Below are 17,579 nucleotides of genomic sequence, written 5' to 3' on the forward strand. Positions count from 1 at the left end.
ACTATTAAAACCTTTCGACTGCGCTCAAGGTGACTTTATAAAAGCATCAATGCCAAAAATAAAACACATATTAAAAAAAATTCTGATTTGGAGATACAAGCATATTTCCGAAAGACAATTTATATATGTTTTAAGTATTTTTGTGGGTTTTTTAGCGGGTTTAGGAACGTTTATCTTAAAAGATTTAACTTTTATTATAGAAGAATTACTACAAGGAAAATTTATAAAAGAATATCATTACTCGCTTTATTTTATCTTCCCAATTATTGGATTATTCTTAGTGTATGCTATCAAAAAATTCGTCATTAAAAAAGAAATTGGTCATGGTATTTCTACAACGTTACATGCTATCTCTAAAAGAAACGGAATCATAGAACGTTATAAAATGTTCGCCTCTTTAATTACCGCACCTTTAACCGTTGGTTTTGGTGGTTCTGCAGGGTTGCAAGGTCCTGCTGTAAGTACAGGAGCTGCTTTGGGTTCTAATGTTGCGCAATTGTTTCATATGAATGCAAAAACGCGTATGTTATTAGTAGGTTGCGCCACTGCAGGTGCCATGTCTTCTATGTTTCAAGCGCCCATTGCAGCCATTATTTTTGCGGTTGAAATCTTTAGTTTAGACTTGGCTTTTGCCTCTTTAGTTCCGTTATTATTAGCCTCTGTTTCTGCAGTTATTACTTCGTATTTTTTTGTGGGAACAGATGTTTTATTCGGTTTTAAATTGGTAGATGTTTTTCAAATGAAAGACATTCCCTTTTATATTATTTTAGCTTTTTTAACAGGAATAGCTTCTGTGTATTTCTCTAAAATGTATTTTGCAATTACTCGCTTCTTTGATCGATTTGAAAGCCCGTTTAAAAAGCTACTAATTGGCGGAATTGCTATCGGAATTATGTTGTATTTAATTCCGCCTTTGTATGGGGAAGGCTATGGGTTGATCAATAATTTATTAAATGGAGATACCGCAAAAGCATTAAAAGATATTCCTTATAATATTGATTTGCAAAACGTATATATGGTGACTTTTATGTTGTTGATTATTGCCATTTTTAAAGCAATTGCAATGACTACTACTTTTGCCGCTGGTGGAGTTGGAGGTATCTTTATACCAACAATTTTTATGGGCTCTGCATTGGGGAATGCGATTGCAAAAATCATCAATCAATTGGGTTTTTCTGTTTCTGAATCTAACTTTACGCTCATAGGAATGACGGGTTTAATGGCCGGAGTGCTCCACGCACCTTTAACTGCAATTTTCTTAATCGCAGAAATTACTGGCGGTTACGAACTTTTTGTGCCCTTAATGTTGGTTGCAGCCATTAGTTTTGCGTTTACAAAATATTTTATTTCGAATTCTATTTACACGATTGAATTGGCAAAAAGAGGAGAATTGATCACACATAATAAAGATAAAAACGTATTAATGATGATGCGGATTGACACGTTGATTGAAACTAATTTTAAGCCCATTACACCAGAAATGACCTTTGGTGAAATGTTGAAAAAATCGGTTGCAAAATCAAAGCGAAATATTTTTCCTGTTTTAGATAAAGAGAAACGTTTTTTAGGAATTGTGTTGTTAGATGATATCAGGCCCATGATGTTCGATCAAACACAATATGAAATTACGTCGGTTTCCGATTTTATGAAATCTGCACCAGAAATTATTTTTCACACTGATTCTGTTGGAAAAGTAATGCAAAAATTTAAAGAAAGCGGCGCATGGAATTTACCAGTTGTTAAAAATGAAAAGTATGTTGGTTTTATATCAAAATCTAAATTACTAACTGCTTATAGAAACAAATTGATTGAAGTTACGAGTTAAAAATTAATGACATGGAAATGAGAATGAATAGCTTTACAAACTCAATGAGCAAAAAGTCGAATACTGAGTTAGAGAATATTATAGCAGACAAAGACAATTACACAGATGAAGCAGTACAAGCTGTAATTTGGGAATTAGAAAATAGAAATATTATTGAAAAAGGGAAAATACTTCATGAAATAGCTCCAATAGAAAGTGAAGTTGTACTAAAAGAAGAACTTAGCACAGAGAAAGGTAAAGAAAGCCCTTTTGAGGGTTTGTTATTGCCAACGTTATATTCTAAAAGATCCATACAAGGATTCACCATTTTTTTTAGTACACTTTTTGGCGCCATTTTATTGATGCGTAATTTAAAGGAAATGAACAAGCCAAAAGTGAGAATCCAAGTGCTTGTTTTTGGAGTTTCTTATACAATTATTTCAGTTTTGTTATTAAATTATTTACCGAAAACTTTTTTTATCACCTTACTTTTTAACCTTATTGGTTATGCGATTCTCGTAGAATATTTTTGGAATAAAAATCTAGGAAAAGACTTAGAGTACAAAAAGAAAAAAATTGTAAAACCGTTACTTATTTCTTTATTGATTTTAGGGTTTTTAGTCTTTCTGCAATTGTCTCAATTGGATGTTTAAAAAGAATTAAGTCCACTTTTCTTCAATAGGAATCAGTTCTTTTTGAGATTTTAAAACTGGTTTTTGATTGGTTTCACCAGTTTTTAAGCAACAGAAAAGTAAAAAAATCATTTCCACATCTTCCATATTTACAAGTAAAAGATTGCTTGTGTTTTCTTCTTTTGAAGAAAGAAAAGCATCATCAATTTCAGCTATTTTAATTCCGTTTTTAAAAATAGATTTCTTTTGAGCATAGTGAATTTTTATTTCGTAAACATCTTCTTTAAACTGCAATAGAAAGTGAGTATTTTCTTTGTTTACAGAATTTAGCACAAATGTTTTATGCTGCTTGTTTTGAATCTCATAAGCAATTCTCCATTTCCAAAATTTGAATTTTTTAACAATAGAAAAAATCACCTCTTTTTCTAAATTATAAATTTCTGAAGTTGTTTTGCCAAATTCTAAAAACCAACTTGCAGAATAGTAAAGTTTATCATCAGCATCATAGAGTTTGAAATTGTTGGTAGAATGGTCTACTTTAAAAACACTTTTTTTCATACTATTTTTGTGTATCTAAAAATTTTACGACTAAATCAGGGAAATCTGTAAAAGCACCATCAATATTGGCATCTATTAATAAGGTTTGCAGCATTTCTTCAAACGAAGAAAAATCTTCTAACTGATCTGCTCTAAATGTATACGGATGCAATTTTAAACCCAATGCATGTGCATCAGCAACTACCGATGTAAATTGCCATTCTCCATCAAGCTTTTGCTTTAAAATTTGTTTGTACCAAGGTCCAATTCCGTCTGCATAAGTTGCAAAATGGGCTAGGTTTTTTAATGCTTCAGGAAATTCTATTAATTGAACTAAAAATAATTCTGAGTGTAATTCCTTTCGAATTCTCTCTAATTCTTTGGCGTCGAAACATTGTAAAATACAAGCATCATTTTTTGTTTTGTAACCGTAATCAGCAAGAACTTTTAGTACAATTTCTGTAAGATTTTTACCTTCATTCTGATGAAATTTAGGCGCTTTAATTTCTGGGTAGATGCCAATATTTTTTTGAGTAGTTGTATTCAATCCTTGAATCAATTCAATTTCTTGTTGCAAAGAGTGCAATTTAAAATTCCCTTTTCCTTTCGGATATCTGTTGGGATAAAACTGTTCACCAGTTGCTGGATTAAAACGTTCAGAAACGGCCAATGTTTGTAATTCTTTAAAAGTAAAATCAATCACATAATACCGATTGTCTTCTCTTTTTCTAGTTGGAAATTTTGTGGCTACATCTGTAACATCATCTAAATAAATATCGTGAATTACAATAGGAACATCGTCTTTACTCAACACCAAATCTTGCTCAATAAAATCAGGATTCATCGCAAAAGCCATCGCTTTAGATTCCATCGTGTGTTCTGGTAAATAGCCAGAAGCGCCTCTGTGGGCAATTACAATTTTTTTGTCCATTTTATCTTTCGTTTTCATTTTATCACAAGAAAAGAGTTGTAAACCAATCAAAAATAATAAAATTGACTTCATTTTGAATAAATTTTGTCTCCTCGAGCGCAGTCGAGAGGTTTTATATAAAGAATTATTAGGTTTCGACTGCGCTCAACCAGACATTGTTATTAATTAATAAAATATAAAGATAGACTTTTTGTAGTTTTGCAATATGAAGCTATTATTAAAAATACTTTTTATTGTTTTTTTAGTTTGGATGTCTGTTGGCATTTATTTGATAAATACCAAGCACGAAAAAGCACAAATTGTAATGGGTTTGGGAGTTTTATTTTTGTCTTTTTTATTCATGCCCATCTTTATTTATCATCGGTATAAAAATGGTAAATACAAGAAGTATATAATTAATGATGATAAATTAAGAAACGCTTTTAAGCAGCAAGGAAAAGGTTAATCTTCTTTTTTTAAAAAAGCGTAGACAGGAAAATGATCTGAAAACCCGCCTTGATACCACGGGCCAATGTAAGTTCTAAACGGACTTCCTTTTAGTTTTCCTTTAAAAATCTTCAACCATTCTTTATTAAAAACTTCGGCATGTTTAAAATAGAATTTTCCTGCTTTTTTTTCTGAAAAGTTTTTAGAAAATAATATTTGATCGAATAAGTTCCATTTGCCATTATACGTTAAACTTCCTGTTTTTTCTGGATCTAACATGCTTTCCATTGGGTTTATAAAATCATCTGAAACCAATGTTTTTAAACTAGTACTGGTGGCATCGTCATTAAAATCTCCCATCACAATAATTTTAGCATCAAAATGAGTCGCCGTAATTTGTGCGATGATAGCTCTTGCAGTTTCAGCTGCAGTAATTCGTTTGTGCTCGGTTTCAGCAGCACCTTCTCTTCTAGAAGACCAATGATTTACTAAAATATGTACCAATTCGCCATGTAAATTTCCACTTACTTTTAAAATGTCTCTTGTATAATCTCTTTCTCCTCTTTCATTTTTTAAGAACACAGGAAATGTTTCTGAATGCATCAATTCAAACATCTGTTTGTTGTATAATAGTGCAACATCAATACCTCTTTCATCAGGAGAATCATGATGTACCACACCATAATGGTGTCTTTTTAAATTAGAAGAATTCACCAAATCTGTAACCACTTTTTCGTTTTCAACTTCTACCAAACCTACAATTGCTGGCGGATATTTAGAACGATTCATGCCCAACTGAGAAATGACAGAACCTAGCTTTTTAACTTTTACTTGATAGCGTTTGTAGGTCCATTTGTGCTTACCATTGCTAGTAAAATCATCATCAAAAGTTTTTGGATCGTCTTTGGTATCAAATAAATTTTCAACATTATAAAAACCAATTGTCGTAATATTTTTACTTTGTTTTTTTGATGAAAGTGATGGGAACATACATTGTATTTAATTGTAAATGTAACGAAATAATGCAGAGGTCGCTAAAAAATGAAAATTGAGTAGATATCTTGTTTTAAATTAGTGAAACTCAATTTTTATTCCGAAGCTTCGGAATCGAAGCAATGAATTAAAAATTGCTAGCTGAACTAATCCCGCTTTTTTAGCGGGATCTATGGGTTTTATTCCCCGATGCTCTGCGTCGAAATAAAAAATAAATTTCTACTTGATACCTCGTGCCCTTGGGTCGAGGTTTTTCATTTAAAATGTTAAATAGCAGTTAAAAAAATGCCTTACACACCTAGTTAATAGTAATACTTTTATATTTGTAACGTAAACAACTACCATGAAACAAATTATATTTTTAATCATAGCATTTTTATATATCACAGAAAGCAAGGCTCAATTTGATGAAAACCAAACAGGAGCTTGGTATATGTATGTTTACAATCATCAATTTAAGAATTCTCAATGGGGAATTCAAGGCGATTTTCAATATAGAGATTGGCAATTGTTAGGAGACCGAGAACAACTTTTATTACGTTCAGGAATTACCTATAAACCAAAAGATGCAGGTGTATTATTTACATTGGGAGTTGCCAATATAACGTCAGGTGAGTTTGGAGACTCAGATGCTATTTCTAACGAAAATAGAATCTATCAAGAAGCGTTAATTCCTCAAAAAATAGGAGGTCGTTTTTTAATAACACATCGTTTTCGTTTTGAGCAACGTTTTGTAGAAAACCAAGATTTTAGAACAAGGTATCGTTATAATTTATTTGTAAATATTCCTTTCAACAGTAAAGATTTAAGTCCGAAGACAGTTTACGGTGCATTTTATAATGAATTATTTATGAACGGTGAAAGAACTATTGGAGAGGATAGAGAGGTGGCATTATTTGATAGAAACAGAACCTATTTGGGAATTGGTTATGTTTTAAATACCAAAATAAGGTTCCAGTTAGGCTGGATGAATCAAACCACAGATAATTGGAGTAAACCACAGTTGCAATTTAGCATGCATCACAATTTTTAATACGCTAAAAGATATTCGATAAGCATCTCCTAAAATGGCAAGTTAAAAAAAGAAGGTAAAACAAAATAGTTGTTGCAGTGTATAATATGGCTTCAAGTAAAGTAGAATTTATATAGTTTTCATTACAGTTAATTTTGGTTGATTGATTGTGATTAGTTGGCATCGGATATTTTTTGATGTCAACTTTTTTTTAGTATTAAAAAAGGATTAACCAATTTTATAGCACTATTTGTTAACATATAAGAGTAGATTTCTTAATTTGTTACATACATCAGAAATGAAAGAAATAGGTACTTTTGCATCGAAGAAAATATTTAAATTTTTTTTGAAATCGAAATTGAATTAATTACTAAAAACCTTAGCATTTGTTAAGGCTTTTTTTATGCGGTAAAGATTCAGAATAGTTTGTACTTTTGCACTCTATGATAGAAGCAAAAGAAGCCATTTCAGAAAAAGCCGTATTAATTGGTGTCATTACACAACAACAAGATGAAGAAAAATCTGAAGAATATTTAGATGAATTAGAGTTCTTAACAGAAACCGCAGGTGGTGTTGCTGTAAAACGCTTTGTACAAAAGATGGAAAAACCAAATCCTAAAACCTTTTTAGGAGTTGGAAAATTAGAAGAAGTAAGAGATTATATAGAATCGAATGGTATTGGAACTGCTATTTTTGATGATGAATTATCGCCAGCACAAATACGAAATATCGAAAAGGTTCTAGACTGTAAAATTTTAGATAGAACCAATTTAATCTTAGATATTTTTGCACAAAGAGCACAAACAAGCTCTGCAAAAACCCAAGTAGAATTAGCACAACACGAATATTTATTGCCCCGCTTAACCAGATTATGGACGCACCTTGACAAACAAAAAGGGGGTATTGGAATGCGTGGCCCTGGAGAAACAGAAATTGAAACAGACAGACGTATTATTCGTGACAAGATTGTTTTATTAAAAAAGAGGTTGAAAACCATCGATAAACAGATGGCAGTACAGCGTAAAAACCGTGGAAAAATGGTGCGTGTTGCTTTGGTTGGTTACACAAATGTTGGGAAATCTACCTTGATGAACGTGATTAGTAAAAGTGATGTCTTTGCAGAAAATAAACTCTTTGCAACGCTAGATACTACGGTTAGAAAAGTGGTTATTAAGAACATTCCTTTTTTAATGACAGACACCGTTGGTTTTATTAGAAAATTACCCACACAATTGGTAGAATCTTTTAAATCTACGTTAGATGAAGTTCGAGAAGCAGATTTATTGTTACATGTGGTAGATATTTCGCATCCAAATTTTGAAGATCATATTGCCTCTGTAAATAGTATCTTAGACGATATTAAATGTGCAGACAAGCCAACCTTAATGGTTTTTAATAAGATTGATGCCTATGCTCATGAAACCATTGACGAAGAAGATTTAATTACCGAAAAAGGAAAAGAACACTACACTTTAGAAGATTGGAAAAAAACTTGGATGAATGATAAAGAAGAGGAATCGATCTTTATTTCTGCTTTAAACAAAGAAAATCTAGAAGATTTTAAGGAGAAAACGTATGAAGAGGTGAAAAAAATTCACATTCAACGTTTTCCTTATAATGACTTTTTGTATTATGAATATAAAGAGGGAGAGTAATTTTTTTTAGTTAATATAAGCGTAACGATTGTTCATAAAATCTAAATTAGGAAGTAATTTGGATAATGTTACCTTTTTAGGTAACTTTGCTTTAGGTTTAATGAATGTTCTAATTGGGCGAATTTAAAAGAGAAATAGGATTTTACGAAAATCATTTTAAAGATTTTTACTTAAAACAATCGTTTGTTGTTCGTAAGAAAATTGATTGGACGCTTTTAATTTTAAGAAATACTCGAATAGTTCCTGAAAAATTCTTCAAAAATCTTACGAATACTGACGGACTTTGGGAAGTAAGAATTTCAGCTGGAAAAGGAATTTTTAGAATTTTGTGTTTTTTTGATAAAGGAAATATAATAATTCTGTTAAGTGGATTTCAAAAGAAAACACAAAAAACACCAAAGAAAGAAATTAAAAGAGCAGAACGATTAAAAAAGGAATATTATGATAACAAATAAAAGAATTACGTCATTTGATGATCATTTAAACGAACAGTATGGAGCATCTGGAACTGAAATGAGAGAAAAATTCGAGGAAGAATTTGAGACTTTTAGAATTGGAGTTTTAATACAAGAAGCAAGAAAAAAACAGCATCTTACGCAGCAACAGCTTGCTGACAGAGTTGGAACAACTAAAAATTATATCTCCCGAATTGAGAATAATGCGAGTGATATCCGACTTTCAACATTGATGAGAATTATTCGAGAAGGATTAGGTGGAAGTCTAAAACTATCACTAGATATTTAAGGTCTACAGGAAATACAAGTTAAAAAATTTATTAACCATAAAACTACTTTTCTTTCTCATCCTCAATAATGCCCATTCTTTTAGCTCTGTTTTTCCAAGATTTTCTTGCCAGCAATTGCAAGTCTGCAACAGAATCTGTTTCGTCCATAATTTCTAAACCTAAAAGAGTTTCTATTACATCTTCTTGAGAAACCACGCCGCTAACAGAACCATATTCGTCTACAACCAATGCAATGTGTTCTTTTTCTTTGATTAATTTGTCAAACAAATCAGGAATTGATAATTCTCTTTCTGTAATTATAATATTTCTTTTAATAGATGCTAAACTGTCTTCACCTTTTCCATTAATCATCGCTTCTAATAAATTATCTTTTAGAAAATACCCTGTAATATTATCTGGGTTTTCAGCAAATACCGGAATTCTAGAAAAGCGCAGTTTTTTATGTTCACTGTAAAAAGAAGCAATGGTTTGCGTTTCATCGGCAATTTCTAAAACAGATCTTGGCGTCATTACATCATTCACCTTAATTTCTTTAAAGCCTAATAAATTACGAATTACCTTGCTTTCATTTTCTTTAAAAACACCTTCTTTTTCTGCCATATCTGCCATTACCAAAAAGCTTTCTCTGCTTAAAATACTACCATGACCTTTGCCACCAATTAGTTTTGTAGTCAATTGTAAAATCCATAAAATACCCGTCCATTTTAAAGGGAAAATCATTACTTTTAGTGCTTTTGAAGTAAAGTTGGCCAATTGCTTCCAATACGTTGCACCAATTGTTTTTGGTATAATTTCTGAAGCGACTAAGATTAAAATGGTCATTACTGTAGAAACAATACCAACCATTACATCTTCTGTTATTTTGATACCTAAAATGGTTTTTACTGCTGTTCCATATATTTCAGCATAAGCTACTTTTGCTTGTACACCAACTAAAATTGCGCCAACGGTATGTGCAACGGTATTGATGGTTAAAATTGCAATTAATGGTTTGTCTACGTCTTTTTTAAAAATCTCTAATTGCTTTGCATAGGCTAAACCTTGGCTTTTTTTCAAGTTGATAAAAGTAGGTGTAATGCTCAATAAAACAGCTTCTAAAATAGAGCAGAGAAAAGAGAAGAATATAGAAATTGTTGCAAAAATAATAAGTAACGTCATATCAATTTATTTAAAAGGCGAAGTTACAAAAATAAAAAACCTCAAAAATTTCTTTTTGAGGTTTCCTTATTTCTTTTTTAATTCCTTAAAAAGCATAGCTCATTCCGAATAACCAATAAGATTGTAATTTGTTGTCTACGGTACTAAATGTAGGCGTTACTTGTGTTGGATTGGTAACTGGGTCGAAATTGCCCAAAGCATTGTTTAAAGCTTCTTGTTTGTTTTTACGCAAACCCAGTTCAAAACCAAGGCCAATTCCTTTATAAAGTGTATATCCTAAAGAATTTGTTAAGGTCCAGTTAGATAAATCTGAAGATTTATAACTTTGAAACATTGATAAGTTTGTCTTGACACTTAATTTATCATATTTAGCGGTGTAATCTGCTACGATTTTTGCTCCTAAAGAAGATTCAAAAACAGTATCTGTACTACTAAATACAAAATTGTAGTTTCCTGGATGAATCACCACCACTAAATTGTTGGTTGGCGTCCAAGTGAATCCAACACCAAAATCTAAATACCCAGGATCATTAAAATTATCTAAAATGGTAGTTCTGTATTCTCCTAAAGCAGAAAGCGCCCATTTTTTATTCAGTCTTTTACCGTACAAAGAAGAAATATTAAAAACGTCTGTAGCTGTTTCAAAATCAGGGCTATCGGTAGGGTCATCTTTATCATCAAACTTTACCCAACCTAAATTGATGGCAACAGAATTTCTCCAGAAATAGTCTTTTTCTATCAAGTTTGCATATCCATTAAAGGTAATGCCAATATTTGCAGCAGCAGCATTGGGTGCTGTTCTTGCATACCAATTTTTAAAGCCAGAAATGTTGCCGCCAATGGTACCAAAAGCACCTTTTTTCCACCCTGGTAAAGCATCTAATTTGCTTTGTATGCTTTTAGCTTCTCCTTGTAGTTTAGAGATTACTGCTTTTTTTTCTTTTAAATCTTTTTTTAATTCTTCTTCAGTTTGTTGTGCTTTTGTAGCAAAACTAACCAATATAAATAGGAGTACAATTGATGTTTTTTTCATGTTAATTTTCAAATAATTTATGAATCTTTACTTTTAGACAAATATTTTTTAATAAGTCACTTTTTCATGAAAATTATAGTTTACGCCTAAACCAAACAATTGCCTAAATTGTATTTTACTAGAAGAGTTATCATCTATAATGGTATGAAAAGTCATTTGCATTTTAATATGTTTGTTTACTTTAAAACGAATATTTGTTTGATAATCTACATCTACATTGCCCACATTGGCTAAATAATCTGAATACATTGTAAATACATTTTCCATCTCAATATTTTGCATCAAACTAAATTTATAATACCCAGAAAAGTTAAAACCTAAACTAAATGCGGTGTTTCTTCCGTCTTCAACACCAAATTGACCAGAAAAAAAGTCATTTACAAAAGTATATCTGGCGGTTGCAGGTGCAATGTTCATGTTCAAATTATCAGATTTTTTCCACAGCATTCCGGGGCCAAGTGTTAAATAGGCAGGAGACAAAAATTCTGAAACTAATAATTTTGGTTCTTTTTTATAATTGTAACCATTTGTGTATTGGGTTCTAAAGTTTCCTAAGAAAGAGAAAAACCAATAAGTAGTTGTTTTTACGCCTAAAAGGGTGTTTAATTCGAAACGATCATCTGTTTTGCGATAGCCTTTTTCACTAATATGGCTTAAACCATATCCTGTTATAATTCGTGTGTCCCAATTTATATGTTTCTTTTTATAATTGAAATCATAATTCAAATTCATATTACCCGCAACGGTGTTTTCCCCACCAGATGCCCAATTTGAGAAAGAAGATTGATTGAATATAAAAGCAAACCTTCCGTTAATTTTCCATTTAGGTTTGGGCAAGGTATCCTTTTTCTTCTTTTGAGAATAAGAAGTTGTGGCTAAAAGAATTAAAAAAAGAAGGAATAATCTTCTCACAATTTTCGTAAATTAATATGCAAAAGTAACTTTATTTACAAAATAACAAAACTATTTGCTTGATTTATAAAGTGGTACTGTAGAACAAGCTTCACCAAACAAAATAGATTTGGCAATAGGTTGTAACTTTTCTATTAAAAAAGCATAGGCACTATTTGGAATTGGTTTTTCTGCACAACCTTTTATAATTACAGGCGCATCTGTAAAGTCTCTAAAATCTATAAAATTTAATAATTCTTGATAAATGATAGTTTCTAACAACTCTAAATTTCCAATAACTACTTTGTTTGCAAATGGCGTCATTTCAGCAGCAATTAACATAAAAGCCCATGAAGGGATAATGGCGTCTACAGAACAAGTAATGGCAACAAAAGAATTTTTGTATTGCGACCAATCGTGATTTTTTACCGAGGCTCTAAAATCTTTTTCTTTTAAAATGATTTCTTCAAACAACCAGTCTTTAATATCAAATAAAACTCTTTTTCCTTCAGGATAAATTTCCTCTAAATCAAAAGTTTTTAATTTGCTACTTGCCACTCTATTTATGATTTCTTCTGCCATTTTTTATTATTAGTTTCAAGGTTTCAAGGTTTCAAGGTTTCAAGGTTGAGATTTCTTTTCCAAATCTTTGGAAGCTAAAAAAACATCTGCCCGCCATCTTTCGTTAGATTTTTTTTAGTTTTGAATACTGAATACTGAATACTGAATACTGAATACTGAATACTGAATACTGAATACTGAATACTGAATTTACAGCATTCCCAATTCTAACTTTGCTTCTTCACTCATCATTTCTTGTGTCCAAGTTGGGTCGAAAGTAATTTCTACTTCACAACTATTAATTTCTTTTAAAGATTTTACCTTTTCTTCAATATCTACAGGTAAACTTTCTGCTACAGGGCAATTCGGAGACGTTAAGGTCATTAATATTTTTGCATTGTTTTCATCCGAAACAAAAACGTCATAAATTAATCCTAATTCGTAAATATCTACAGGAATTTCTGGATCGTAAATAGTTTTTAAAACTCTTACAATTTTATCTCCAATTTCGTCTAATTCTTTATCTGTCATTTTGTTTTTATTCTTTTAAATTATCTAACCTAATAATTAAGTTGTCTACATATGTTTCTAAATCCTCTAATTCTGTTCCATTCAATTTCAGGATTTTCATCTCTTATTGGTTGTGGAATTCTATTTGCTGCTTCACCTATAATTTCAAAATTCCTAACAACTGCATCAATCGTTTTATCATCTGCAATAAAATCATCAAAAGACATATCGTTTGTATATTTTTTGATTTTATGAGCAGCTTCTATCATATCATCGAGGAGCAGAAAAAACGCTCTTTTAAACATAAATTAAATCTGATGAAATTGATTGAAAATATTTTTTCTTTATACCATTTATCGAAACTAAATCTACTTTAGTGCCAATAATTTCTTCTAATTCATCAGCCAAATCAATAAATTCGATTCCTATTTTTTTATTAAATTCCACCAAAAGATCCACATCACTTAATGAATTTTGCTCATTTCTTGAATACGAACCAAAAATTGCTAACGATTTAATAGCATAATTTTTAAATAATGCTTGCTTTTTACCTGCTAGAAGTTCTTTTATGTGTGCTACATTTTTCATGTTTCAATTTGCTAATTTCATTTGTTGCGCAATTGCATACATTTTTATTTGTTTTATCATAGAAACCAAACCATTGGCTCTTGTAGGGCTTAAGTGCTCTTTTAAACCGATTTTATCTATAAAAGTGGTTTCTGCCGCTAAAATAGCTGCGGGTTTTTGTTCAGAAAAAACGCGCAATAATAATGCCACAATACCTTTGGTTAAAATAGCATCACTGTCTGCTGTAAATTTTATTTTATCAGCATCTAATTCAGAATACAACCAAACTTTAGATTGGCAACCTTTAATTAAATTTTCATCTAATTTAAACTGATCGTCTATAATTGGCAGCGATTTCCCAAGTTCTATAATGTATTCATAACGTTCCATCCAATCATCAAACATAGAAAACTCATCAATAATTTCTTCTTGTATTTCTTTGATAGTCATTTTTAAAACTTATTTTTGCACCTTTAAAAAGGCGTTTTTTGTAAAATACAAAATTACGCATAAAATCTAAGAAATGAGTAAATTATTAGCAGTTGGTACGGTAGCTTTTGATGCTATTGAAACACCTTTTGGTAAAACAGATAAAATTTTAGGAGGCTCTGGAACTTTTGTGGGTTTAGCAGCATCTCAATTTGGAGTAGAAACAGGAGTTGTTTCTGTGGTTGGTGGAGATTTTCCTGATTCTTATTTAAAAATGATGAATTCTAAAGGGATTCATACCGATGGAATTGAAATTGATAAAAATGGAAAAACGTTTTTCTGGAGTGGGAAATATCATAATGATATGAATTCTCGTGATACTTTAATTACAGAATTAAATGTCTTAGAAACTTTTACACCTGTAGTACCAGAACATTTTAAAGATGCGGGTATTGTAATGTTAGGAAATCTACATCCTTTAACGCAAGCATCTGTTTTAGATCAAATGAATAAAAGACCAAAATTGGTAATTTTAGATACTATGAATTTTTGGATGGACATTGCGCTAGAAGATTTGCATACTGTTTTAAAAAGAGTAGATGTTATTACTATTAATGATGAAGAAGCACGCCAATTATCTGGAGAGTATTCTTTAGTAAACGCAGCGAAGAAAATTCATTCAATGGGTCCAAAATACGTGGTGATTAAAAAAGGAGAACATGGTGCTTTGTTATTTAATGAAGGAAAAATGTTTTATGCACCCGCATTGCCTTTGGCAGAAGTTTTTGATCCAACAGGAGCAGGAGACACATTTGCAGGCGGTTTTTGTGGCTATTTAGCAAAAACGGAAGACATCTCTTTCGAAAATATGAAAAATGCTATTATTTATGGCTCTAATTTAGCCTCTTTCTGTGTAGAGAAGTTTGGTACAGAACGTATGCAAGAGCTTACAACAGATGAAGTAAAAACGCGTCTGCAAGCTTTTAAAGAATTAACACAATTTGATATAGAAATATCTTAATTTTAATCCGCAGTTTCGACTGCGGATTTTTTTTTACAATAGTATAAGAAATAACAACACACTACTAAAACTAAATTACTAATGAGTGACGCTATTAAACACGAATGTGGAATTGCACTTGTTCGCCTAAAAAAACCTTTACAATTTTATAAGGATACATACGGTTCTGCTTTTTACGGAATAAACAAAATGTATTTATTGATGGAAAAACAACACAATCGAGGTCAGGATGGTGCTGGTTTTGCAAGTGTAAAATTTAATGTAGCACCTGGTACGAGATATGTAAGCAGGGTTCGCTCTAACCAATCGCAACCAATTCAAGATATTTTTGCTCAAATAAATGATCGTTTAAACGGCGTTTTAGAAGAAAATCCTGAAAAGAAAGATGATGTTGCATGGCAAGAAGAGCACATGCCTTACATCGGAAACTTATTTTTAGGGCATGTGCGTTACGGAACTTTTGGTAAAAATAGTATCGAGAGTGTGCATCCTTTTCTGCGCCAGAGTAATTGGCGTCATCAAAATTTAATTGTTGCGGGTAATTTTAACATGACCAATTCGAAACAATTGTTAGAAGAATTGGTAGAATTAGGTCAGCATCCAAAAGAATTTACAGACACGGTAACTGTCATGGAAAAAATAGGACACTTTTTAGAAGAAGAAGTATCGAGTTTATACCAACAGGCAAAAATAAAAGGATTTAGTAAAAAAGATGCTTCTCCATTTATTGAAGAAAAATTAGATTTACAGAATGTCTTAAGAAGGTCTGCAAAAAATTGGGATGGCGGTTATGCCATGGCGGGTTTAGTGGGTCATGGAGATGCATTTGTGCTTAGAGATCCAAACGGAATTAGACCGACGTACTTTTTCGAAGATGATGAAGTAGTTGTGGTGGCCTCAGAAAGACCTGTAATTCAAACTGTTTTTAATGTAAAAATTGAAGATGTTCAAGAGTTAGAAAGAGGACACGCTTTAATCATAAAGAAAAACGGAAAAACATCCATAGAACCAATCTTAGAGCAAAAAGAGAAAAAATCATGTTCTTTTGAACGTATTTATTTTTCAAGAGGAAGTGATGCAAGTATTTATGAAGAACGTAAAAATTTAGGAAAATTTGTTTTCCCGAAGATTTTAAAGTCAATCGATTCAGATATTTCAAATACAGTGTTTTCTTACATTCCAAATACCGCAGAAACTTCTTTCTATGGAATGACAGAAGCTGCGGAAGATTTATTAAATCAACAAAAAACAGCAAAAATTTTAGAAGGAGGCAAAGAATTATCTGCAGAAAAAGTGACTCAAATTTTATCTGAAAGACCTCGTTTTGAAAAAATAGCAATTAAAGATGCAAAACTAAGAACTTTTATTGCTGATGACAGTAGTAGAGATGATTTGGTAGAGCATGTTTATGACATTACTTATGGTGTTGTAAAACCAACCGATAATTTGGTCATTATAGACGATAGTATTGTTAGAGGAACTACCTTAAAGAAAAGTATTATTAGAATTTTAGACAGGTTAGAGCCTAAAAAAATAGTAGTAGTTTCTTCGGCGCCACAAATTCGTTATCCGGATTGTTACGGAATTGACATGGCAAGAATAGATGCTTTTATTGCATTTAAAGCAGCCATCGAATTATTAAAAGATACAAAGCAAGAACACATTATTAAAGAGGTTTATAAAAAATCAAAAGCACAACAATCTAGTGATGATATTGATATTATAAACCATGTAAAAGGAATTTATTCTCCTTTTACAGCAGAAGAAATATCAACAAAAATTGCCCAAATGTTAAAGACAAAAGACATCAAAGCAGCTGTTGAGGTGATTTATCAATCTATAGAAGGCTTACACAAAGCGTGTCCAGATAATTTAGGAGACTGGTATTTTACGGGAGATTATCCAACTCCAGGAGGTAATAGAGTTGTAAATGAAGCGTTTATCAATTACTTTGAAGGAAATGACAAAAGAGCGTATTAATAGAGCATTTATTTATTGTTTTCTTAATACATTTTCTAAAGTATAATGCTTATAAATTGTTAATATATTTTCTGAGTTTTCTGAAATCCAAAAAGGATAAATAATATTGTATTAAGTTTATCCTTAAGATTTTTTCTAAGAACAGTAAAGGCTTTGGTAATATGAGCTTCTACTGTTTTGATAGAAATGTTTAGATAATCTGCTATTTCAATATTTGTAAGTCCTTCTTTTCTACTTAATAAAAATACTCGTTTACACTTAAACGGTAGATTTTCTATTTCGATAGTAATTCTCTCTAATGCCTTGATTAAAAAATCTTCATCATAACCTTTAGTAACTCTTTCAAGAGATTCAAAATACTTTTGTTCAAGTAAAATGGTAGAGCGCTTTTTATTATATAATGTAATGAATTCATTATGCACAGACCGGAATAAGTAGTTTTGCAATGAAGACGTAATATGAATTTTTTTTCTTTTTTCCCAAGTCTTTAAAAATACATTTTGAATAATATCTTGAGCTATTTCTTCATTGCGACATAGCGTCAAGGCATAACCAAAAAGCCTTTTATTATAGGTGTCTACCAAATAAATATAGGCTTTTTCTTCTCCTTTTTTTAAATGCTTTAACAGTATGGATTGATTCTGATATTTCATCTAATACAAAATATAATTTATCAAAATGTATAAGCTAATAT

21 protein-coding genes are annotated in these 17,579 nt (G+C 31.1%); 9 read left to right on the plus strand and 12 right to left on the minus strand.

The features are described from left to right. Positions 1–49: 49 nt before the first annotated feature. Complete coding sequence (locus Q0998_RS03120; RefSeq protein WP_299666110.1) at positions 50–1,825, plus strand: chloride channel protein; 1,776 nt, start codon at positions 50–52, stop codon at positions 1,823–1,825. 11 nt (positions 1,826–1,836) lie between these two features. Further along, a complete protein-coding gene (locus tag Q0998_RS03125) occupies positions 1,837–2,457 on the plus strand; it encodes a hypothetical protein (RefSeq protein WP_299666113.1) in 621 nt (206 codons plus the stop codon). A 6-nt stretch (positions 2,458–2,463) separates the two neighbouring features. Here Q0998_RS03125 and Q0998_RS03130 read toward each other — a convergent pair whose 3' ends face one another. Both Q0998_RS03130 and glpQ read right to left on the minus strand, forming a co-directional pair. Beyond that, the gene (locus Q0998_RS03130; RefSeq protein WP_299666116.1) at positions 2,464–2,994 is read right to left on the minus strand and encodes a hypothetical protein; all 531 of its coding nucleotides are present in this window, start codon (positions 2,992–2,994) and stop codon (positions 2,464–2,466) included. A 1-nt stretch (position 2,995) separates the two neighbouring features. Next, a complete protein-coding gene (gene glpQ / locus Q0998_RS03135; RefSeq protein ID WP_299666119.1) occupies positions 2,996–3,976 on the minus strand; it encodes a glycerophosphodiester phosphodiesterase in 981 nt (326 codons plus the stop codon). A gap of 133 nt (positions 3,977–4,109) precedes the next feature. Here glpQ and Q0998_RS03140 point away from each other — a divergent pair, with 133 nt between their 5' ends. Next, a complete protein-coding gene (locus tag Q0998_RS03140) occupies positions 4,110–4,349 on the plus strand; it encodes a hypothetical protein (RefSeq protein WP_299666122.1) in 240 nt (79 codons plus the stop codon). Here Q0998_RS03140 and Q0998_RS03145 read toward each other — a convergent pair. Then, on the minus strand, positions 4,346–5,320 hold the full coding sequence (locus Q0998_RS03145) for an endonuclease (RefSeq protein WP_299666124.1): 975 nt from the start codon (positions 5,318–5,320) through the stop codon (positions 4,346–4,348). The two genes, Q0998_RS03140 and Q0998_RS03145, sit on opposite strands and share 4 nt — an antisense overlap. A 346-nt stretch (positions 5,321–5,666) precedes the next feature. On the opposite strand from Q0998_RS03145, the gene Q0998_RS03150 reads away from it, so the two are divergent. From Q0998_RS03150 to Q0998_RS03165, 4 genes are all read left to right on the plus strand, one after another. Further along, the gene (locus tag Q0998_RS03150; RefSeq protein ID WP_299666126.1) at positions 5,667–6,356 is read left to right on the plus strand and encodes a DUF2490 domain-containing protein; all 690 of its coding nucleotides are present in this window, start codon (positions 5,667–5,669) and stop codon (positions 6,354–6,356) included. 422 nt (positions 6,357–6,778) lie between these two features. Further along, positions 6,779–7,990, plus strand: coding sequence for a GTPase HflX (hflX, locus tag Q0998_RS03155; RefSeq protein WP_299666129.1), 1,212 nt, complete (start codon positions 6,779–6,781; stop codon positions 7,988–7,990). A 113-nt stretch (positions 7,991–8,103) separates the two neighbouring features. Further along, positions 8,104–8,445, plus strand: a complete 342-nt coding sequence (locus Q0998_RS03160; RefSeq protein WP_299666132.1) for a type II toxin-antitoxin system RelE/ParE family toxin — start codon at positions 8,104–8,106, stop codon at positions 8,443–8,445. Next, the gene (locus tag Q0998_RS03165; protein ID WP_299666135.1) at positions 8,432–8,734 is read left to right on the plus strand and encodes a helix-turn-helix transcriptional regulator; all 303 of its coding nucleotides are present in this window, start codon (positions 8,432–8,434) and stop codon (positions 8,732–8,734) included. The genes Q0998_RS03160 and Q0998_RS03165 overlap by 14 nt, the downstream gene beginning before the upstream one ends. Before the next feature lie 43 nt (positions 8,735–8,777). Here the strand turns inward: Q0998_RS03165 and Q0998_RS03170 are convergent, their stop codons facing one another. From Q0998_RS03170 to Q0998_RS03205, 8 genes are all read right to left on the minus strand, one after another. Next, on the minus strand, positions 8,778–9,893 hold the full coding sequence (locus Q0998_RS03170; protein ID WP_299666138.1) for a CNNM domain-containing protein: 1,116 nt from the start codon (positions 9,891–9,893) through the stop codon (positions 8,778–8,780). An 85-nt stretch (positions 9,894–9,978) separates the two neighbouring features. Next, positions 9,979–10,926 carry a DUF3078 domain-containing protein gene (locus Q0998_RS03175; RefSeq protein WP_299666141.1) on the minus strand — a complete coding sequence of 316 codons (948 nt, stop codon included), beginning with the start codon at positions 10,924–10,926 and terminating at the stop codon, positions 9,979–9,981. Between the two features lie 48 nt (positions 10,927–10,974). After that, on the minus strand, positions 10,975–11,838 hold the full coding sequence (locus Q0998_RS03180) for a DUF3078 domain-containing protein (RefSeq protein ID WP_299666144.1): 864 nt from the start codon (positions 11,836–11,838) through the stop codon (positions 10,975–10,977). 51 nt (positions 11,839–11,889) lie between these two features. Continuing rightward, positions 11,890–12,399 (minus strand): DUF2480 family protein, encoded by a 510-nt coding sequence (locus Q0998_RS03185; protein ID WP_299666146.1) that lies wholly within the window; start codon positions 12,397–12,399, stop codon positions 11,890–11,892. 189 nt (positions 12,400–12,588) lie between these two features. Further along, positions 12,589–12,909, minus strand: a complete 321-nt coding sequence (locus Q0998_RS03190) for a DUF59 domain-containing protein (protein WP_299666149.1) — start codon at positions 12,907–12,909, stop codon at positions 12,589–12,591. A gap of 29 nt (positions 12,910–12,938) precedes the next feature. Continuing rightward, positions 12,939–13,157: a HepT-like ribonuclease domain-containing protein gene (locus tag Q0998_RS03195; protein ID WP_299666152.1), complete on the minus strand. Its 219-nt coding sequence runs from the start codon at positions 13,155–13,157 to the stop codon at positions 12,939–12,941. Between the two features lie 28 nt (positions 13,158–13,185). Beyond that, positions 13,186–13,476: a nucleotidyltransferase family protein gene (locus tag Q0998_RS03200; protein WP_299666154.1), complete on the minus strand. Its 291-nt coding sequence runs from the start codon at positions 13,474–13,476 to the stop codon at positions 13,186–13,188. Positions 13,477–13,479: 3 nt separating this feature from the next. After that, complete coding sequence (locus Q0998_RS03205; RefSeq protein WP_299666157.1) at positions 13,480–13,905, minus strand: SufE family protein; 426 nt, start codon at positions 13,903–13,905, stop codon at positions 13,480–13,482. A gap of 73 nt (positions 13,906–13,978) precedes the next feature. On the opposite strand from Q0998_RS03205, the gene Q0998_RS03210 reads away from it, so the two are divergent. Further along, positions 13,979–14,905 carry a PfkB family carbohydrate kinase gene (locus Q0998_RS03210; protein ID WP_299666160.1) on the plus strand — a complete coding sequence of 309 codons (927 nt, stop codon included), beginning with the start codon at positions 13,979–13,981 and terminating at the stop codon, positions 14,903–14,905. Between the two features lie 81 nt (positions 14,906–14,986). Next, the gene (locus tag Q0998_RS03215) at positions 14,987–16,885 is read left to right on the plus strand and encodes an amidophosphoribosyltransferase (protein WP_299666162.1); all 1,899 of its coding nucleotides are present in this window, start codon (positions 14,987–14,989) and stop codon (positions 16,883–16,885) included. A 59-nt stretch (positions 16,886–16,944) separates the two neighbouring features. Here Q0998_RS03215 and Q0998_RS03220 read toward each other — a convergent pair whose 3' ends face one another. Then, entirely contained in the window at positions 16,945–17,538 is a 594-nt protein-coding gene (locus Q0998_RS03220) for a sigma-70 family RNA polymerase sigma factor (RefSeq protein ID WP_299666165.1), read from the minus strand. Between the last annotated feature and the right edge of the window lie 41 nt (positions 17,539–17,579).

Origin of the sequence: uncultured Polaribacter sp. (assembly GCF_947501385.1) — a bacterium.
In the GTDB taxonomy this organism is placed as follows: domain Bacteria; phylum Bacteroidota; class Bacteroidia; order Flavobacteriales; family Flavobacteriaceae; genus Polaribacter.

Bases quoted from the DNA above. Each gene is read 5' to 3' on its own strand.
- Q0998_RS03120 (WP_299666110.1), top strand. From the start codon at position 50: ATGCCAAAAATAAAACACATATTAAAAAAAATTCTGATTTGGAGATAC.
- Q0998_RS03125 (WP_299666113.1), top strand. From the start codon at position 1,837: ATGGAAATGAGAATGAATAGCTTTACAAACTCAATGAGCAAAAAGTCG.
- Q0998_RS03130 (WP_299666116.1), bottom strand. From the start codon at position 2,994: ATGAAAAAAAGTGTTTTTAAAGTAGACCATTCTACCAACAATTTCAAA.
- glpQ (WP_299666119.1), bottom strand. From the start codon at position 3,976: ATGAAGTCAATTTTATTATTTTTGATTGGTTTACAACTCTTTTCTTGT.
- Q0998_RS03140 (WP_299666122.1), top strand. From the start codon at position 4,110: ATGAAGCTATTATTAAAAATACTTTTTATTGTTTTTTTAGTTTGGATG.
- Q0998_RS03145 (WP_299666124.1), bottom strand. From the start codon at position 5,320: ATGTTCCCATCACTTTCATCAAAAAAACAAAGTAAAAATATTACGACA.
- Q0998_RS03150 (WP_299666126.1), top strand. From the start codon at position 5,667: ATGAAACAAATTATATTTTTAATCATAGCATTTTTATATATCACAGAA.
- hflX (WP_299666129.1), top strand. From the start codon at position 6,779: ATGATAGAAGCAAAAGAAGCCATTTCAGAAAAAGCCGTATTAATTGGT.
- Q0998_RS03165 (WP_299666135.1), top strand. From the start codon at position 8,432: ATGATAACAAATAAAAGAATTACGTCATTTGATGATCATTTAAACGAA.
- Q0998_RS03170 (WP_299666138.1), bottom strand. From the start codon at position 9,893: ATGACGTTACTTATTATTTTTGCAACAATTTCTATATTCTTCTCTTTT.
- Q0998_RS03175 (WP_299666141.1), bottom strand. From the start codon at position 10,926: ATGAAAAAAACATCAATTGTACTCCTATTTATATTGGTTAGTTTTGCT.
- Q0998_RS03185 (WP_299666146.1), bottom strand. From the start codon at position 12,399: ATGGCAGAAGAAATCATAAATAGAGTGGCAAGTAGCAAATTAAAAACT.
- Q0998_RS03190 (WP_299666149.1), bottom strand. From the start codon at position 12,909: ATGACAGATAAAGAATTAGACGAAATTGGAGATAAAATTGTAAGAGTT.
- Q0998_RS03195 (WP_299666152.1), bottom strand. From the start codon at position 13,157: ATGATAGAAGCTGCTCATAAAATCAAAAAATATACAAACGATATGTCT.
- Q0998_RS03200 (WP_299666154.1), bottom strand. From the start codon at position 13,476: ATGAAAAATGTAGCACACATAAAAGAACTTCTAGCAGGTAAAAAGCAA.
- Q0998_RS03205 (WP_299666157.1), bottom strand. From the start codon at position 13,905: ATGACTATCAAAGAAATACAAGAAGAAATTATTGATGAGTTTTCTATG.
- Q0998_RS03210 (WP_299666160.1), top strand. From the start codon at position 13,979: ATGAGTAAATTATTAGCAGTTGGTACGGTAGCTTTTGATGCTATTGAA.
- Q0998_RS03215 (WP_299666162.1), top strand. From the start codon at position 14,987: ATGAGTGACGCTATTAAACACGAATGTGGAATTGCACTTGTTCGCCTA.
- Q0998_RS03220 (WP_299666165.1), bottom strand. From the start codon at position 17,538: ATGAAATATCAGAATCAATCCATACTGTTAAAGCATTTAAAAAAAGGA.